Annotated in this window: 6 protein-coding genes; all 6 read left to right on the top strand. The window is 67.9% G+C overall.

From position 1 onward, the window contains the following. The first annotated feature begins 421 nt into the window (after positions 1-421). The 6 genes from pks2 (PT015_RS04300) to PT015_RS04275 all read left to right on the top strand — a co-directional run bounded on the left by pks2 (PT015_RS04300) (position 422) and on the right by PT015_RS04275 (position 19757). The gene (gene pks2 / locus PT015_RS04300) at positions 422-6682 is read left to right on the top strand and encodes a sulfolipid-1 biosynthesis phthioceranic/hydroxyphthioceranic acid synthase (RefSeq protein WP_285189051.1); all 6261 of its coding nucleotides are present in this window, start codon (positions 422-424) and stop codon (positions 6680-6682) included. Between the two features lie 45 nt (positions 6683-6727). Continuing rightward, a complete protein-coding gene (gene pks2, locus PT015_RS04295) occupies positions 6728-12970 on the top strand; it encodes a sulfolipid-1 biosynthesis phthioceranic/hydroxyphthioceranic acid synthase (RefSeq protein ID WP_285190918.1) in 6243 nt (2080 codons plus the stop codon). Positions 12971-13056: 86 nt separating this feature from the next. After that, positions 13057-14460, top strand: coding sequence for a condensation domain-containing protein (locus PT015_RS04290; RefSeq protein WP_285189048.1), 1404 nt, complete (start codon positions 13057-13059; stop codon positions 14458-14460). A 43-nt stretch (positions 14461-14503) separates the two neighbouring features. Then, positions 14504-17746, top strand: coding sequence for an MMPL/RND family transporter (locus PT015_RS04285; RefSeq protein WP_285189047.1), 3243 nt, complete (start codon positions 14504-14506; stop codon positions 17744-17746). Then, the gene (locus PT015_RS04280) at positions 17743-18993 is read left to right on the top strand and encodes a glycosyltransferase (protein WP_285189046.1); all 1251 of its coding nucleotides are present in this window, start codon (positions 17743-17745) and stop codon (positions 18991-18993) included. Before PT015_RS04285 ends, PT015_RS04280 begins: the two co-directional genes overlap by 4 nt. After that, on the top strand, positions 18993-19757 hold the full coding sequence (locus PT015_RS04275; protein WP_285189045.1) for a GAP family protein: 765 nt from the start codon (positions 18993-18995) through the stop codon (positions 19755-19757). The genes PT015_RS04280 and PT015_RS04275 overlap by 1 nt, the downstream gene beginning before the upstream one ends. Positions 19758-19782 lie beyond the last annotated feature (25 nt).

Genomic DNA, 19782 nt, shown 5'->3' with positions numbered 1-19782 from the left:
CTTCACGCGACCCACGCGGCCGACAGCATCCCGGGGAGATGCTTCGCACCGACATTTTGCCTGCCGTGGCGCCCATTGCCATTGCCAAAGGGGGGAAATGCCTGCATTTACGACTTCGGTCTACCGCTCGGGTGACATTGCTGTTTCGCCTGGCGAATGTTTCGAGAATGGCAACACAATGACAACTTCAGTTGCCAATATTCCGATCGCGTATCGGTTCTCCGCAGTGTAGATTTTTGCGATCGAGTCGCGCTTTTGAACACTGGGCAGTAACTCGCTTAATCGCGTCGTGCGGTGCGTATAGAAAGAGGGCGAATTGCATACTTCCGAGACGAATCAGACGTCGCCGGTGTACTCCGATTCGAGTAATTCCGAGTCGGCCAATGGGCAAAGCCCGACAACACCGGTTGCGGTGATCGGCATGTCTTGCCGACTCCCCGGTGGCATCGAGTCTCCGGAGCAACTGTGGGAGGCGTTGCTGCGTGGTGACGACCTGGTGAAGGAAGTTCCCGCCGAGCGCTGGGACATGGAGCAGTACTACGACCCCGAGCCGGGCGTTCCCGGTCGCTCGATCTCGAAGTGGGCCGCCTTCCTGGATGACCCCGTCGGTTTCGACGCGGACTTCTTCGGCATCGGCGACCGCGAAGCGCTGGCCAGCGACCCGCAGCACCGGGTGCTGTTGGAGACCGCGTGGGAAGCACTGGAGCACGCCGGACTGCCGCCAACCCAGATCGTGGACTCGCTGACCGGTGTGTTCGTCGGCCTCACGCACTCCGACTACTCCTACCTCGCCGCGGACGCCGCCGCGCTCGAAGGGCCCTACGGGTTCTCCGGGACCAACTTCAGCCTCGGGTCGGGACGCATTTCCTACGCGCTCGGCGTTCACGGGCCCGCGGTCACCGTCGACACCGCGTGCTCGTCGGGCCTGCTCGCGGTCCACCTTGCGTGCCGGAGCCTGCACAACGGAGAAAGCAACCTCGCCGTGGCCGCCGGCGCCTCGGTGAGCCTGGAGCCGCGCAAGTTCGCGGCCGGGTCGGCCGAGGGAATGCTGTCCCCCACCGGTCGCTGCCACGCCTTCGACGCCGCCGCCGACGGATTCGCGGTCTCCGAGGGCAGCGTCGTGCTACTCCTCAAGCGCCTGTCCGACGCGGTAGCCGACAACGACCGGATCCTGGCCGTGCTGCGCGGCACGGCAGCCAACCAGGATGGCAAGACGGTCAACATCTCGGTGCCCTCGATGACCGCGCAGACCGCCGTGTACCGGTCCGCCCTGGCCGCGGCGGGCGTCGACGCCGCCACCGTCGGCATGGTCGAAGCGCACGGTCCCGGCACACCGATCGGTGACCCCATCGAGTACGAGAGCCTGGCCAACGTCTACGGCATCACCGGGCCGACGGCGCTGGCCTCGGTGAAGACCAACTTCGGCCACGCGCAGTCCGCCTCCGGGCCGCTCGGCCTGATGAAGGCGATCCTGGCGCTCCAGCACGGGGTCGTCCCACAGAACCTGCACTTCGAGCGCCTGCCCGACGCACTGGCCGAGATCAAGACCAAGCTCTTCGTGCCACAGTCGGTGACCCCCTGGCCGACCAACGGCGCCCACCCGCGGCGGGCATCGGTCTCGTCGTACGGGTTCTCGGGAACCAATGTGCACGCGATCCTCGAGCAGGCGCCGGTTAACGCGCCCGGCGACGACCCGAGCGCCTCGGCCATCGATGGACCTTTGCTCTATCCGCTCTCAGCGACGTCGGCCGACGCCCTACGGCGGACCGCCGCGCGACTCGCCGACTGGGTGGACACGCACGCCGACGAGATCTCCGGCGCGGATCTCGGCTACACGCTGGCCCGCCGGCGCGGTCACCGTCCGGTGCGGGTGTCGGTGACCGCGAGCAGCCTGCCCGAACTGACCGCGAGCCTGCGCGAGATCGCCGGCGACGAGGTTCCCTATCAGCCCGCGGCCGGCCGCGATGATCGCGGGCCGGTGTGGCTGTTCTCCGGTCAAGGCTCGCAGTGGGCCGCCATGGGTGCCGAATTATTGCGCACTGAACCGGTTTTCGCCGCTGCCATCGCCGAGGTCGAACCGTTGATCGCGGCAGAATCAGGCTTCTCGGTCACCGAGGCCATCTCGGCAACCGACACGGTGACCGGGATCGACCGCGTGCAGCCGACGATCTTCGCCATGCAGGTCGCCCTGGCGGCCACCATGAAGTCCTACGGTGTGGTGCCGGGCGCGGTCATCGGCCACTCCATGGGCGAGGCCGCGGCCGCCGTGGTCGCGGGCGCACTCTCGCTGCACGACGGCGTCCGGGTCATCTGCCGCCGCTCGCGGTTGATGCTGCGGGTGTCCGGCGCCGGTGCCATGGCATCGGTGGAACTGCCTGCGCAACAGGTTCTTTCGGAGTTGATGGCGCGCGGCATCAAGGATGTCGTGGTCGCCGTGGTGGCCTCACCCAAGTCCACGGTGATCGGCGGGGCGACGGAGTCCGTTCGGCAACTGGTCGCCGGGTGGGAAGAACGCGAGATCATGGCCCGCGAGGTGGCGGTCGACGTCGCGTCCCACTCCCCGCAGGTCGACCCGATTCTCGACGAGCTGGCCGAGATTCTTCCGGAGCTCGAGCCGCGCGAGCCGGCGATCCCGTATTACTCGGCCACCCACTTCGATCCGCGAGATCTGCCGACCTGTGATGCCGACTACTGGGTCGAGAATCTGCGCTACACAGTGCGATTCGCCTCTGCAGTGCAGGCGGCGCTGGAGGACGGCTTCCGGGTGTTCGCGGAGATGGCGCCGCATCCGCTGCTGACGCATGCGGTCGATCAGACCGCGGGCGGCCTGGACATGCGCGTAGAGGCGCTGGCCTGCATGCGCCGCGAGCAGGAATTGCCGCACGGGCTGCGCGGCGTGCTGGGTGATCTGCACAATGCCGGCGCCGCCGTGGACTTCTCGGTGATGTATCCCGGCGGGCAGCTGGTCGATGCGCCGTTGCCGACGTGGACGCACCGCCAGTTCGTCTACGAGCTCGACAGCAAGGACTTGCGGGCCCGCGGCGTCAACAGCGTTGCGGTGCACCCACTGCTGGGCGCGCACGTGCGACTGTTGGAGGAGCCGGAGCGCCACGCCTGGGAGGCCGAGGTGGGCACCACCGCGCTGCCGTGGCTGGGCGATCACAAGATTCACGACATCGCCGTGCTGCCCGGTGCGGCCTACCTCGAGATGGCGCTGGCCGCGTCCCGCGCGATCCACGGCGAGACCGCCGCGATCCGGGATGTCCGGTTCGAGCAGATGCTGCTCCTCGAGGCGACGACTCCGGTCGCGGCAAACGCCACGGTGCACTCACCCGGGGTGGTGAAGTTCGCGGTCGAGGCCGAGCAGGAGGGCGAGCGCGCGCGCCGGGCCAGTGCGGTCCTCTACCCAGCGGCCGACGACGCCGAGGCGCCCGCGCACGACATCGACACTCTGCTCGCCGAGCACCCGCACCGCGTCGAGGGCGACGAACTGCGGCGGGGCTTCGACAAGCGCGGTCTGCAGTACGGCCCGGCGTTCGGTGGCCTGGCGGCCGTGCTGACCGCCGAGACAGGCGGCGACACGGTGCTGGCCGAGGTCGGCCTCCCGCCCTCGATCCGCTCACAGCAGTCCGACTACGGGCTGCACCCCGCCTTGCTGGATGCCTGCTTCCAGTCGGTCGCGGCCCACCCGGCCATCCACGCGGCCGGCATCGGCGGGCTGATGCTGCCGCTGGGCGTACGACGGTTGCAGACCTATGGCGCCGCCCGCGACATCCGCTATGCGTACTCGCGGGTGACCAGCGCGGACCCCACCTGGGTCGAAGCTGATCTCGAGCTGCTCGACGAGCACGGCGCCGTGGTGGCCATCGTGGAAGGGCTCCAGATCGGCAGCGGCTCGAGCGAAAGCGCGAACCGGCAACGACTGTTGAACGAGCGACTGCTGACCATCGAGTGGCAGAAGCGCGACGTGCCCGAGTCCACCGACAGCGAGGCCGGCAACTGGCTACTGGTCAGCACCTCCGCCGGCGCGGATGTCGTGGCCAACACCTTGACTGATGCGCTGAAAGTCGCTCGCGCGCAGGCAACCTCGGTGGTCTGGCCGCACGACGCCGATCACGAGGCCCGGGCGGAAGAGCTTGCCGACCACCTTCGCGCGGGCTCTTTCACCGCGATGGTGGTTCTCAACGGCCCCAAGAACGGCAACCCCGATGACGAATCCGCTCCGCGCGGAGGCGATTACGTCCACCACCTGGTCCGCGTCATTCGCGGGTTGTCGAACAACGAGGGCGCACCGCCCCGACTGTTCGTGGTGACCAGGGGCGCGCAGACGGTGCTCACCGACGACCGCGCCAACCTCGAACAGGCCGGCTTGCGTGGTCTGCTGCGCTCGGTCGGCAACGAGTACCCGGACTGGCGGGTCACGCAGATCGACGTCGACGAGCGCACCGACGGTGAGTGCCTGGCACGCCAGCTAATCAGCGGATCGGAAGAGGACGAGTCCGCCTGGCGGGACGGCGAGTGGTACACCGCCCGGCTGTTCCCCGGCCCATTGCGCGCCGAGGAGCGATTCACCGCGCTGGCCGACGGCAAGCAGGACGGCATGCGGTTGCAGATCCGCACGCCCGGCGACCTGCAGACCATCGAGCTCACCGCGTTCGACCGAGTTCCCCCGGAGGCCAACGAGATTGAGGTGGCCGTCACCTCGTCGAGCATCAACTTCGCCGACGTCCTGGTCACGTTCGGCCGGTATCCGTCGTTCGAAGGACGGCTCCCCCAGCTGGGCACCGACTTCGCCGGCGTGGTGACCGCGGTCGGCAGCGACGTGACCACGCACCAGGTGGGCGATCGCGTCGGCGGCATCTCACCCAACGGCTGCTGGGGCACGTTCGTCACGTGCGACGCCGATCTCGCCGCGACGCTGCCGGCCGGGTTGACCGAACAGCAGGCCGCCGCGGTGACCACCGCGCACGCCACGGCGTGGTACGGGCTCAACGACCTCGCGCGCATCGATCGCCGTGACAAGGTGCTGATCCACTCCGCGACGGGTGGCGTCGGCCAGGCCGCAATCGCCATCGCCCGCGCGGCAGGGGCGGAGATCTTCGCGACCGCGGGCAGCGAGCAACGTCGACAGTTGCTGCGCGACTGGGGAATCGAGCATGTCTACGACTCCCGCAGCGTCGAGTTCGCCGAGCAGATCAAACAGGACACCGGCGGCTACGGCGTCGACATCGTGCTCAACTCGGTGACCGGCGCCGCCCAGCGCGCCGGCATCGAACTGCTTGCGCTCGGAGGGCGTTTCATCGAAATCGGCAAGCGCGACATCTACGGTGATTCGCGACTGGGCCTGTTCCCGTTCCGCCGCAATCTCGCGTTCCACGGTGTCGACCTCGGGCTGATGTCGCACAGCCATCCCGAACGGTTCCACGACCTACTGGACACCGTGTACCGGCTCACCGCCGACGGCGTGCTGCCGATGCCGGAGAGCACGCACTACCCGCTCACCGAGGCCGCCACCGCGATCCGGGCGATGAGTGCCGCCGAGCACACCGGCAAACTGGTGCTCGACGTCCCGCGGACCGAACCGTCCCGGGTTGCGGTGCCGCCCGGCATGATTCGGGTGTTCCGCGCGGACGGCTCCTACATCATCACCGGTGGACTGGGTGGACTCGGCCTGTTCCTCGCCGAGAAGCTGGCCGCCGCCGGCTGCGGTCGCATCGTGCTCAGTTCACGATCGCAGCCGAGCGAGGAGGCACTGGCGACGATCGAGCTGATCCGTGCCGGGGGCGCCGACATCGTGGTCGAATGCGGCGACATCGCCGACCGTGCGACGGCGGATCGGTTGGTGGCCGCCGCGACGGTCACCGGTCTGCCGCTGCGCGGCGTCCTGCACGGCGCCGCGGTCGTGGAGGACGCGACGTTGGCCAACATCACCGACGGCCTCATCGATCGCGACTGGCGACCGAAGGCCCACGGGGCGTGGAATCTGCACGAGGCCACGCTCGGCGCCCCACTGGACTGGTTCTGCTGCTTCTCCTCGGCGGCTTCGTTGATCGGTTCCCCGGGGCAGGGTGCGTACGCCGCGGCGAACAGCTGGCTGGACGCCTTCACCCACTGGCGCAAATCCCAAGGGCTACCGGCGACCTCGATCGCGTGGGGCGCCTGGGGCCAGGTCGGCCGCGCCACGGCTCTGGCCGAGGACACCGACACCGCGATCGCACCGGACGAGGGCGCGTACGCGTTCGAGTCGATGCTGCGACACGACCGCGCCTACGCCGGCTACGCGCCGTTGATCGGGACGCCGTGGCTGACGACCTTCGCGCAGCGCAGCAAGTTCGCCGAGATGTTCAAGTCTGCGGGTGCGGGCGCCAAGGGGTCGAGCAAGTTGCGTGCCGAGCTGAACGAGCTACCGGTCGAGGAATGGGCCGGCCGGGTGCGAAAGCTGTTGTCCGAGCAGATCGGGCTGCTGCTGCGTCGTTCGGTGGACCCGGACCGTCCGCTGTCGGAGTACGGACTGGATTCGCTCGGCACGCTCGAACTGCGGACCCGCGTCGAGTCCGAGACCGGCGTCCGGATCAGCGCGCAGAACATCATCGACCACGGCACCGTCCGGGCGCTGTCGCAGTTCCTCGCCGACGAACTGGCCGCCTCCCAGACTGTCTCGGCGGCGGCTGGAGGGGAGTGAACGGCTGTGGCTGAGCCTCACGTCACGCCCGTCGCGGTGATTGGGATGGCGTGCCGCCTCCCCGGCGGCATCGACTCCCCCGAACGGCTCTGGGATGCCTTGCTGCGCGGTGACGACCTGATCACCGAAATCCCCACGGAGCGCTGGGATGCCGAGAGCCGCTACGACCCCGAGCGGGGCGTGCCGGGCCGGTCGGTGACCAAGTGGGGCGGATTCCTCGACGACGTCGCGGGCTTCGACTCGGAGTTCTTCGGCATCAGCGACCGCGAGGCAACCGCAATCGATCCACAGCATCGGCTGCTGCTCGAAACATCCTGGGAGGCAATCCAACACGGCGGGGTCGATCCGGCCACGCTCGCGGACTCTGCGACTGGCGTCTTCGTCGGTCTGGCGCACGACGACTACACGCTTGTCACCGGCGACGCGGGCGCGCTGGAGGAGCCGTACGGATACACCGGCACCGCGTTCAGCATGGCGTCCGGACGGATCAGCTACACGCTGGGGCTCAGCGGTCCCGCCGTCACCATGGACACGGCGTGCTCGTCAGGCCTGGTGACCGTGCACATGGCCTGCCGCAGCCTGCACGAGGGCGAGAGCGACCTCGCACTGGCCGGCGGTTGCATGTTGATGCTGGAGCCGCGATTGAACGCGTCGATGTCGGCGATCGGCATGCTGTCGTCGACCGGGCGCTGCCAGTCCTTCGACACCAAGGCCAACGGGTTCGTCCGCGCCGAGGGATCGGCGATGGTGTTGCTCAAGCGACTGCCGGACGCGATCCGGGACGGCGACCGGGTGCTGGCCGTAATCCGCGGCACCGCAACCAATCAGGATGGCCGATCCGACACCATCACCATGCCGTCAATGGATGCGCAAGTCGCCGCCTACCGTTCCGCCCTGAAAGCGTCCGGGGTGGAGGCGGCCAGCATCGGCATGGTCGAGGCGCACGGCACCGGAACCCCGGTCGGGGACCCCATCGAGTTCCGCGGCCTGGCCGAGGTCTACGGCGTCGACGGTCCCTGCGCGCTGGCCTCGGTCAAGAGCAATCTGGGCCACACCGAATCCGCGGCGGGCACGGTGGGCCTCATCAAAGCGATCCTTGCGGTGCAGCACGGCGCCATCCCACGGATGTTGCACTTCACGGAACTGCCCGAGGATCTGGCCCGGATCGACACCAATCTGTTTGTGCCGCAGGATCTCACGGCCTGGCCAGGCGACGGCACGGGTCCGCGCCGCGCCGCGGTGTCCTCCTACGGCATGTCGGGCACCAATGCGCACGCGATCATCGAGCAGGCGGCCGACGCCACATCGGCGACCGCCGAACGGAACGGTGTCGCAGTCGATTCGGTTACGCGCGAACCCTTGTTGGTCCCGGTGTCCGCGACATCGGTCGATGCGCTGCGGTCCACGGCCGAGCGACTCGCCGACTGGGTGGACCGCCACGCGGAGGACGTCACCCTCCGCGACGCCGCGTACACGCTGGCACGTCGCCGCGCACACGGACCCGTCCGCACGGCAGTGCTGGCGGCCGACCTGCCGGAGCTGGCCGCCGAGCTGCGCGATATTGCCGGGGGCGATCTGCCGTATCAACCCGCGCTGGGCGACGACGACCGCGGGCCCGTCTGGGTGTTCTCCGGGCAGGGTTCGCAGTGGGCCGAGATGGGTGCCGAATTACTCTCGGGCGAGCCGGTTTTCGCCGCGACCATCGCGCGGCTGGAGCCGCTGATCGCCGAGGAGTCCGGTTTCTCGGTGACCGAGGCCATGACCTCAGTCGAGACGGTGACCGGCATCGACCGCGTGCAGCCGACGATCTTTGCGATGCAGGTCGCCCTAGCCGCGACGATGACGTCCTACGGCGTGGTACCTGGCGCGGTCATCGGGCATTCGCTCGGTGAGGTCGCGGCCGCGGTCGTCGCCGGCGCGCTGTCGCTCGAGGACGGCGTGCGGGTGATCTGCCGGCGAGCCCGGCTGTGCCTGCGCCTGGCGGGCGGTGGCGCCATGGCGTCCGTCGAACTCCCTGCGCAGCAGGTGCTTTCGCAACTCGCGGATCGGGGGATCAACGACGTCGTGGTCGCCGTGGTGGCCTCCCCCACATCCACGGTGATCGGTGGCGCGACCGCCCCGGTCCGCGACCTCGTCGCCGGCTGGGAGGCCCGCGACGTCATGGCCCGCGAAGTGGCGGTCGACGTCGCGTCGCACTCCCCTCAGGTCGACCCGATTCTGGACGAGCTGACCGAGGTCCTGGCCGACCTCGAACCGATGTCGCCGACCATCCCCTACTACTCGGCCACCTCGATCGACCCACGCGACGAGCCGTATTGCGACGCCGACTATTGGGTCGAAAACCTCCGGCAGATGGTGCGATTCGGCGCTGCCGTCCAGGCCGCCCTGGAGGACGGCTACCGGGTGTTTGCCGAATTGTCGCCGCACCCGCTTCTGACCCGGGCGGTCGAGCAGACCGCCCGGCACCTCGAGACGCCCGCGGCGGCACTGGCCGGGATGCGTCGGCAGCAACCGATGCCGCACGGGTTGCGCGGCCTACTGGCCGACCTCTACGCGGCGGGCGCGGCGCTGGACTTCGCGGCGCTGTATCCGACCGGACGCCTGGTGGATGCGCCGTTACCGACCTGGACGCATCGCCGGCTGATCCTGACCCCGCGGGAGTCGCCGGGCGCGGGCGGCGCTTCGGTCGCCGTCCATCCGCTGCTCGGCCCCCATGTCCGACTGCAGGAGGAGCCCGAACGGCACGTCTGGCAGTCCGGTGTCGGGACGGCCGGGTCACCGTGGCTGTCCGATCATCAAATCAACCGGGTGGCCGCCTTGCCCGGGGCCGCCTACTGCGAAATGGCCCTGGCCGGCGCCCGCGCGGTCTTCGGGGAGTCCGGCGAAGTCCGCGACATCCGCTTCGAGCAGATGCTGCTGCTGGATGCCGACACCACCGTCGGGGCAGTCGCAACCCTCGAGACCCCTACGGCGGCAACCTTTTCCGTGGAATCCAACACCGAGGGTACCCACACCCGCTGGGCCTCGGCCGTGCTGGCCGCGATCGATGACGACCGCCCACCCGCGCACGATCTGCCCGCACTACGCGCCGCTCACACCGTTCGGATGGATGGCGCGGACGTCCGCGAGGCGTTCGACCGACGCGGCATCCAATTCGGGGCTGCGTTCACCGGCCTGGCCGCCGTGCACACCGGCGATGGGGCGGGGGCGACCATCTTCGCCGAGATCGGCCTGCCCAATTCGGTTCGCACGGGCCAGAATGCGTTCGGAGTGCACCCCGCGCTGCTCGACGCCTGCTTCCAATCCGTCGCCGCCCATCCCGGCGCGCGCCACATCGGCAACGGCGGCCTGCTGCTCCCACTCGGCGTGCGCCGGTTGCGCCAGTACGGACCGACTCGCGACGCCCGCTACTGCTACGCGCGGGTGACCGCATCCGGTACCTGCCTGGACGCCGACCTCGATCTCGTCGACGCGCACGGCACCGTGCTGCTCACCGCGCGTGGACTGCAGATGGGCACCGGAGTCTCGGAGAGCGCTCACCGCGATCGCCTGCTCGGTGAGAGCCTGCTGACCATCGAATGGCAACCGCGGTCGCTGCCCGCGTCCGACCCAGCAGCGGCCGGAAACTGGTTGCTGGTCAACACCTCCGATGACGCAGATCCGCTGACGACGTCGCTGGGCGACACGATCGCCGTACGCGCGGGCGACGTTACCTCCGTGACGTGGTCGCCGCGGTCCGCTCACCCGCGCATCGCCGAACAGCTCGCCCACTGCCTACGCGCACACGAGTTCGCCGGCGTGGTCGTCGTGACGCCGCCACGGCGCGGGGTCACCGACGAACAGAGCCTGACCGAAGGGCGCGAGCAGGTCCGCCACCTGGTGCGCATCGCCCGAGAACTGACGGAGCTACCCGGATCGTCGCCGCGACTGTTCGTGGTGACCCGGCGTGCGCAACTCGTCGTGCCGCACGGCGCGCTGAACCTGGAGCAGGCCGGGCTTCGTGGCCTGCTCCGGGTAGTCGGAGCGGAGAACCCGCATCTGCGGGTCACCCAGATAGACGCGGACGACGACACCCCTGCCGATGAACTGGCGCGCGAGTTGCTCAGCGGCGCCGACGAGGACGAGACGGCTTGGCGCGGCGGGCAGTGGTACGCGGCGCGCCTGCGGCCCGGTCCGCTTCGTCCAGACGAGCGGCTACCGCGGCTGGTCGAGCACGCGGAAGCTGGTGTGCGGCTGAGAGTTCGGGTGCCGGGTGACCTCGAGACGCTGGAACGCGTTGCGTTCGATCGCGTTCCGCCGGGACGGGGGCAGATCGAGGTGGCTGTCACGGCGTCCAGCCTGAACTTCGCCGACGTCTTGATGGCAATGGGCCGGTTCCCCACCATCGACGAGCGCGAACCCGAATTGGGCGTGGACTTCGCGGGCGTCGTGACCGCGGTGGGGCCGGGGGTGGCCGACCACGAGGTCGGCGACCGGGTCGGCGGGTTCTCGCGAAACGGCTGCTGGGCGACGTTCGTCACCTGCGATGCTCGAGTCGCCGTCACGCTGCCCGTCGGACTGAGCGATCACCAGGCGGTCGCGGTGTCGACTGGCCACGCCACCGCCTGGTACGGCCTGCACGACCAGGCGAGGATCGCCGCCGGCGACCGGGTGCTGATCCACTCGGCGACCGGTGGCGTGGGCCAGGCCGCGGTGGCGATCGCTAGGGCCGCCGGCGCCGAGATCTTCGCGACGGCGGGTAGCGCGCAGCGCCGGGAACTGCTGCACCGCATGGGTATCGACCATGTATACGACTCGCGCAGCACCGACTTCGCCGAGTTGATCCGCCGCGACACCGACGGATACGGCGTCGACATCGTGCTCAACTCGCTGACCGGCGCCGCCCAGCGCGCCGGCTTCGAATTGCTGGCCGACGGAGGGCGATTCGTCGAGATCGGCAAGCGCGACGTCTACGCGAACGCCCGTCTGGGCATGTACCCGTTCCGGCGCAACCTGGCATTCCACTACGTCGACCTGGCGCTGATGTCGGAGACGCACCCCCAGCGCATCGGGAAATTGCTCGGCACCGTCTTTCACCGCGTCGCGGACGGCGACCTGCCGCCGGCCGAATTCACGCCGCTCCCGTTCGGCGACGCGGCCACCGCCATCCGAATGATGAGCGCGGCCGAGCACACCGGAAAACTGGTACTGGACGTTCCGCGCACCGGCGTCAGCAGCGCGCTGATACCTCCGGCCGACGCTCGTCCCTTCCGGGCGGACGGCGCATACGTGGTCACCGGCGGCCTCGGCGGACTGGGGCTGTTCCTGGCCGAGGAGATGGCCGCCGCGGGCTGCGGCCGGATTGTGCTGAGTTCCCGGTCTGGACCGGACGCGGCGGCACAGCAGGCGATCGACCGGATCCGCGCAACGGGAGCCGACGTCGTAGTGGAACCCGGTGACGTGACGGCCCGCGACACCGCGCAGCGGCTGGTGCTGGCCGCGACGGCGACCGGCCTGCCGGTGCGCGGGGTGCTTCACGCCGCGGCCGTGGTCGAGGACGCGACGCTGACGAACATCTCCGACGACCTGATCGACCGTGACTGGGCGCCAAAGGTTTACGGCGCATGGCAGCTGCACCGCGCGACGATCGGACAGCCATTGGACTGGTTCTGCTCGTTCTCGTCGGCCGCGGCCCTGCTCGGCTCGCGCGGACAGGGCGCGTACGCGGCCGCCAACAGCTGGCTGGACACGTTCACGCACTGGCGGCGCGCTCAGGGGTTGCCATCCTCCGCGATCGCCTGGGGGGCGTGGGACAAGATCGGGCGCGGCGCGGGCTTGGCCGAAACCGGTGACACCACGATGATTGCGCCGCAGGAGGGCGCGTACGCGTTCCAGTCGCTACTGCGCCACGATCGTGCCTACACCGGATACATCTCGATCGCCGGAACACCGTGGCTGACCGCGCTGGCACAGCGCAGCCGATTCGCCGAAGCTCTCCAGTCCGCTGACCAAAGTGCCACGGAGGCAGGCAAATTCCGCGGCGAACTAGAGGAACTTCCGACCGACGAGTGGCCCAACAGGTTGCGCCGACTGGTCTCGGAGCAGGTCAGCCTGATCCTGCGGCGCAGCGTGGACCCCAACCGTTCGCTCGCCGAGTACGGGCTGGATTCGTTGGGGAACCTCGAACTGCGTACCCGCATCGAAACCGAGACGGGCGTGCGGATCAGCTCGTACCACATCACCACGGTCCGCGGGCTGGCGGGCCACCTGTGCGACGAGTTGTCGGACTTGGAGGCGATGCCCGCGTGACGGACCGCTGATGACGACTTCGTATCCACTCACAACGTATTAGGGAGGCGACAATGCTCGAAGTAGGAAAAGTAACCGTAAAGAGCGTGTACGACTGGGTGCCGGACCCGGGCTCGGTCGTCTCGTGGGGACCCACCCCCGCGACACTCACGAAAGCCGCTGAGGCGCCGGCGAACCCGACGCCACCGAGCTACATGCAGGCCGAGCACCTGCGCAGCTGGCTCGATTTCGCGGCCAAGGGTGTCGACATGTCACGGCTCTGCATTGCCACCTGGGAGATCCCCGGGCAATGCGACGTCCGCGCCATGACGCACGTGATCAACACCCACCTCAAACGTCACGACACGTTCCACAGCTGGTTCGAGTACTCCGGCGAGGACATCGTCCGGCGGACCATCGACAACCCCGCCGCGATCAAGTTCGTCCCCATCAAGCACGGGGAGATGACGCCGGACGAGTTGCAAAGCCTGGCGATGGCGACGCCGGATCCGTTGCAGTGGGACAGCTTCCGCTTCATGATCATCCAGCACCCGAACCACTTCACGTTCTGCATATCGATCGATCACATCAACATCGACGCGACCTACCCGAGCGTGCTGTTGCCCGAGATCCAGATGCAGTACGCCGCCCTGGCCGGCGGTGGGGCGCCGCTGGTCCTGCCGAAGGCGGGCAGCTATCTCGACTACTGCGACCGCCAGCACCAGTACCTGTCGTCGCTCACGGTCGAGTCACCGGAGGTGAAGGCGTGGATCGAGTACTTCGAGAGCAACTCCGGAACACTTCCGGACTGCCCGGTGTCGCTCGGTGACGGATCCGGCATCTGCGACCTGATGAGCCTGACTCTGCTCGACCAGAAGCAGACCGCCGCGTTCGAATCCGTCTGCGTGTCGGCGGGCGCCCGGTTCAGCGGCGGCGTCTTCGCCTGCGCCGCGCTGACCGAACGCGAGCTGAACGGCGTCGACACCTACTACGGATACGTCGTCACCGACATCCGAAGCACGCCCGAAGATTTCATGACGTCGGGCTGGATCACCGGCTTCGTCCCGATCACGGTTCCGATCAGCCCGAGATCATTCGACGAGACCGTGCGGGCCGCGCAGTCATCGTTCGACTCGGGCCGTGAACTCGCCAAAGTCCCCTTCGCACGGGTCCTCGACCTGGCCCCGTGGTTACAGCGACCGGATCGCCGGGTGCCGCTGATGTTCCACATCGACCTTGGTATTCCGCCCTTTTCGGCTCTGGTCACCGAGAAGCTGGAGGGCCTCAACGCTCGGATCTTCCAGGACGGTGGGGCGCCCGCGCAGTTCGACATCCGGGTCACCCGGCTCGAGAACGAGACCCGCGCGGTCGTCCTGTTCCCGGACAACCCGGTCGCCCGTGAGTCGGTCACCCAGTTCCTCACGCTGCTGAAGTCGGTGTACGTGCGCGTGGCCGAGCGACGCTACTCGGCCGAGCCGATCCGCGAGGTTGCGCTCACCCAGTCGGCCTGATGAACCCGTTGCACCACAAGCTATTCCGGAGGTAGCCCGCCCGATGTCGCCGCGAACGGATGTGATCGACCCACCCGCGGCGACGGGCGTCTACCCGAAGTTGGGCAGGGTCGTCACGCGCCACCCGTTCATGGTCATCGCGCTGTGGCTCGCGCTGGCGGCGGGCGTCTCGCTGGGCTTGCCGCCGCTGGCGGTCGTGATCGGGCAGAAGCAGGCGCAGATCATGCCCGACGACGCACCGATGATGGTGGCGGCCCGCGAGATGGTTGCGGCGTTCCACGACAAGGGAACCGACAACGTCGTACTGGCCGTGCTGACCGACGACAAGGACCTCAGCCCGGCCGACGAGGCCACCTACCGCACATTGGTGGAGAAACTCCGGCAGGACACCGCCGATGTCGTGTCGCTGCAGGACTTTCTCGGCTCCCCCGAGGTCCGCGAGGTGCTGTCCAGCAAGGACAAGAAGGCGTGGTATCTGCCCATCGCCCTGGCCGGTCACGCGGGGTCGGCCGAAGGTGGGGTGGCCTTCCAGAATGCCTCGAAGCTGATCAAGCAGACGGTCTCGGGATCGACGCTCACCGCGCATCTGGCCGGACCCGCGGCCACCGCCGCGGACCTGACGATGATCAGCGAGCGGGACATGCACGTGATCGAAATCGGCACCGGCATCATGGTTCTGCTGATCCTGCTGATCGTGTATCGCAATCCGCTGACCTTGCTCATGCCGTTGATCACGATCGGCATATCGTTGGTGACGGCGCAGGGAGTGCTCGCCGGATTGGCGCTGCTGGGCCTTGGTGTTTCGGCCCAGACCATGGTGTTCATGAGCGGCATCGTGTACGGCGCCGGCACGGATTACGCCGTCTTCCTCATCAGCCGATATCACGACTACGTCAGGCTCGGCGAGGACTCCGATCAAGCGATCCGACATGCGCTGGGGTCGATCGGAAAGGTCATCGCCGCCTCCGCAGCCACGGTCGCGGTGACCTTTGTCGCGATGGTCTTCACCAAGTTGCCGGTGTTCTCGACGGTGGGGCCGGCCCTGGCGATCGCCGTCACGGTGGCATTCCTCGCCGCGGTGACGGTGCTGCCGGCCATCATGACGCTCGCGGGACGGCGCGGATGGATCAAGCCGCGCCGCGAGTTGACCACGCGGTTCTGGCGAACATCGGGTGTGCGAATCGTGCGCCGTCCCAGGATCCACCTGGTTGCGAGTCTGCTGATCCTGATCACCCTGGCGGTCTGCTCGGGTTATGCGCACTACAACTACGACGACCGCAAGACATTGCCGAGTTCGGTCGAGAGCGCGGCCGGATACGACGTGATGGCGCAGCATTTTCCACTCGACACCATCATTCCGCAGTACCTGTTCATCCAGTCGCCCCGGGACATGCGCGACCCCAAGATGCTGGCCGACCTGGAGCAGATGGCCCAGCGGGTGAGCCAGCTGTCCAACGTCGCGATGGTCCGCGGCATCACCCGGCCGACGGGCGAGTCGCTGGAACAGGCCCGATTGGCCTGGCAGGCCGGCGAAGTCGGCAACAAGCTCGGTGACGCGTCGCAACAGATCAACGGCCACACCGGCGATCTCGACACCATGACCGACGGCGCCAACCAGCTGGCGAATGCGCTGGGTGACTTGCGTTCTCAGGTCGATCAGGCGCTGCCCAACATCACCGGCCTGGTCGATTCGCTGACATTCCTACAGAAGAATTTCGGCGGGCAGAAGGTCCTCAACCAGCTCGACGACGCCGCCAAGCTGATCACCGACATGCACAAGCTGGGCCAGAACCTCGACCTGAACATCGTCGACGTCAACAATGTCGCCAGCCTCGCGCGCCCGATCCTCAACGCGCTCGACGCGACCCCGGTGTGTTCGCTCGACCCGAACTGCGTCACCGCTCGTGCGCAGCTGCAGCGCATTGCCGACGCGCACGAGAGTGGCGAGCTCACCAGCGTCGCGGAACTGTCGAAGAAGCTCGAATCGGCCCAGGGCACAGACACTCTCGGGGCGACGACCGACAAGTTGAAGCAACTGGTCAACCAGCTCAACAGCGCGACACAGGTGCTGGGCGGTGGCGGCCTGTCGGCGAAACTGGCATATCTGCAGAACGGCGCCAACCAACTCGCCGACGGCAGCCGGAAACTGGCCGACGCCGTCGCGCTACTGGTCGGTCAGACCAAGGAAATGGGCGCGGGCCTCAACGACGCCTCGGGCTTCCTGATGGCAATGAAGAACGGCGCCAACGCGCCACCGATGGCCGGCTTCTTCATCCCGCCACAGGTCCTCACCCGAGACGACTTCAAGAAGGCGGCCGGAATCTTCGTCTCCCCCGACGGACACGCCGCGCGGTACCTGGTGCAGACGAAGTTGAATCCGTTCAGCATCGCCGCGATGGATCAGGTCAATTCGATCCTCGACACGGCGCGGCAGGCCCAGCCCAACACCACCCTCGCCGATGCGAGAGTATCGATGGCCGGAATCTCAGTGGGGCTCAGGGATACTCGCGACTACTACAACAAAGACTTCAACTTCATCATCATCACGACGGTGGTCATCGTCTTCCTGATCCTGATCGGCTTGCTCAGGGCGATCGTCGCACCGTTGTACCTGATCTGCTCAGTGATCCTGTCGTATCTCTCCGCGCTAGGCATCGGCACCATTGTGTTCCAGTTCGGATTACACCAGGAGTTGCACTGGACCGTGCCGGGGTTGACGTTCATCATCCTGGTGGCGGTCGGCGCGGACTACAACCTGCTGCTGATATCCCGCATCCGCGACGAGTCGACGCACGGCATCCGTGTCGGAGTGATCCGAACGGTCGGCGCCACCGGCGGCGTGATCACCGCCGCGGGGCTGATCTTCGCCGCGTCGATGTTCGGCCTGTTGTTCGCCAGCATCACGATGATGGTGCAGGCCGGCTTCGTTCTCGGCACCGGAATCTTGCTCGACACCTTCCTGGTGCGCACGGTCACGGTGCCGGCGATCGCCACGCTGGTGGGCAAGGGCAACTGGTGGCCGTCCCGGTCGCATAGTCGCAAGCGTCTCGCCCGGCCGCGGCGTAGCCGCTTGGCGCGGTTGCGAAGCCGCGTGACACCGACATTCGCGGCCAAGCGACGCCTGGCGAAGCAACTCGCGGCGGAGGCGCCGGACGAGGCACCCGACGTTCCGGAGACCGACGAGACGTCGATACCCCCCGCCGAGAACCGGCGCGCGACCGAACCGCCACGGGCCGTGGTGGCGGTGGCTCTGAACCGGCGCGTCGGAGGGAGGCTCGACCGATGAAATTCGCCCTGGGCATCCACGGCAGCCGTGGTGACGTCGAACCGTTCGCCGCCATCGGGCTCGAACTGCAGCGCCGTGGTCACGAGGTTCGAATGGCCGTCCCGCCCAACATGATCGGCTTCACCGAATCCGCCGGGCTCACCGCGGTCGCTTACGGCCCGAGTTCGCAAGCGGTCAACGAAGAGGAATTCATCCGCAACTTCTGGGACATCAGGACTCCGGTCAAGATCGTGCGCGCGGGCAAGCATTATCTGGGCGAGGTCTGGGCCGAGATGGGCACGACGCTGACCACGCTCGCCGCGGGAACCGATCTGCTGCTGACCGGCATGGTCCAGCAGGGCCTCGCCGTCAATGCGGCCGAATACCACGGCATTCCGCTCGCGGAACTGCACTGCTTTCCGGTGCGCGTCAACAGCCACATACTGCCGGCGATCCCCTCGCCGTTGATCCGCTCGGGCATTTCGGCGCTGTGGTGGGCGCACTGGCGCATGACGAAGCCGACGGAAGACGACCAGCGTCGACAACTGGGTCTGCCCAAGGCGATCGGGCCCTCGACACGCCGCATCGTCGAACGCGGGTCCCTGGAAATCCAGGCGTACGACGACCTGTTCTTTCCCGGTCTGTCGGACGAATGGAGCCGGGGCGCCGGTCGGCGGCCGTTCGTGGGTGCACTGACCATGAACGTGCCGACGGCTGCCGACGACGCGGTCGCGGACTGGTGCGCTGCGGGGACGCCGCCCATCTACTTCGGATTCGGCAGCATGCCGGTGCGATCGTTCGACGCGACGGTACGGATGATCGGCGACGCCTGCGCGGAGTTGGGTGAGCGCGCGTTGATCTGCTCCGGCGCACACTATTTCGACGAGCGTTTACGCACTGACCGCGTCATGATCGTCGACGCGATGAACCATCGGAGCATCTTTCCGAAGTGTCGCGCCGTGGTGCACCACGGTGGCGCGGGTACCACTGCCGCCGGTCTTCGCGCGGGGATCCCGACGCTGATCCTGTGGGTCACCGCCGACCAGCCGATTTGGGCCGCTCAGATCAGACGTCTCAAAGTCGGTTCGGCCCGGCGCTTTTCGGCCACCACCAGTCGCTCGCTCGCCGCGGATCTGCGCGACATCCTCACCCCGCAGCACGTCGCCAATTCCCGCACGATCGCGGGCCGGCTGACGCCACCCGACATCAGCGTGCGAACGACTGCCGACCTGCTGGAAGATGCGGCGAAGCTGAGGCGGGTCGCCTGATGTGGAGCGCCGTGCTGCTGTTCGGAATCGTCGCCGCCCAGGATCCGGTCCGGATCGGGATCATGGCCCTGTTGATATCGCGTCCACGACCGCTGTCGAATCTGCTGGCCTATTGGTGTGGGTTGATGGCCACCGGTCTCGGCGCCGCCCTGGCCGCCTTGTTTCTCTTGCACGACTTCCTGATTCCCGTGGTCCGACTGGTTCATTCGGTCGCAACGCATCCCGCGGTTCCGCCCACCCAGATCGTCCTCGGAATCCTCGCGATCTCGGCGGCGGCGATGCTGGTGCGGCCCCGTCCGGTACGCCAGACCGCGTACGCGCTGCTGCCCGCCGGCGAGCCGCTCCCGCAGCCGTTGGAGCCGTGCGAACCGTGCGAACCGTGCGAACCGTCGAAAGGGTTGTCCCGCTTGACACTTCCGCGGCTGTCCTGGACGGCCGTGCTCGAGGGCAAGTCGCTCGGGATGCCTTTCGTCGCCGGACTGTGCACATCGACACAGCTGCTGGAGTTCTGGGGGGCGATGCTCGTCATTCTCGCCTCCGGGGCCGCGGTCGGCACACAGGTCGCGGCCGCGCTCGTCTTCACCCTGGTGGCCTACACCATCACCGAGATTCCGCTCATCGCCTACGTCATCGCCCCGGCGAAGACCCGGGTGGTCGTCATGGGGATGCACGGCTGGTTGTGCGCCCGCCGTCGACCGATTTTCGCGGTCCTGCTGAGCGCTTTCGGCGCCATGATGCTCGCGAAAGGACTGAGCGACCTGTGATGTCAAACGGCGGCAACAACAAGGA

Origin of the sequence: Candidatus Mycobacterium wuenschmannii (assembly GCF_030252325.1) — a bacterium.
GTDB lineage: Bacteria > Actinomycetota > Actinomycetes > Mycobacteriales > Mycobacteriaceae > Mycobacterium > Mycobacterium wuenschmannii.
The sequence above is the reverse complement of the archived record's forward strand: the minus strand, read 5'-3'. Positions and strand labels throughout refer to the sequence as shown.

What these genes read in the sequence shown, in the direction of transcription:
- pks2 (WP_285189051.1), top strand. Translation starts at nt 422, where the DNA reads ATGTCTTGCCGACTCCCCGGTGGCATCGAGTCTCCGGAGCAACTGTGG.
- PT015_RS04275 (WP_285189045.1), top strand. Translation starts at nt 18,993, where the DNA reads ATGTGGAGCGCCGTGCTGCTGTTCGGAATCGTCGCCGCCCAGGATCCG.
- PT015_RS04280 (WP_285189046.1), top strand. Translation starts at nt 17,743, where the DNA reads ATGAAATTCGCCCTGGGCATCCACGGCAGCCGTGGTGACGTCGAACCG.
- PT015_RS04285 (WP_285189047.1), top strand. Translation starts at nt 14,504, where the DNA reads ATGTCGCCGCGAACGGATGTGATCGACCCACCCGCGGCGACGGGCGTC.
- pks2 (WP_285190918.1), top strand. Translation starts at nt 6,728, where the DNA reads ATGGCGTGCCGCCTCCCCGGCGGCATCGACTCCCCCGAACGGCTCTGG.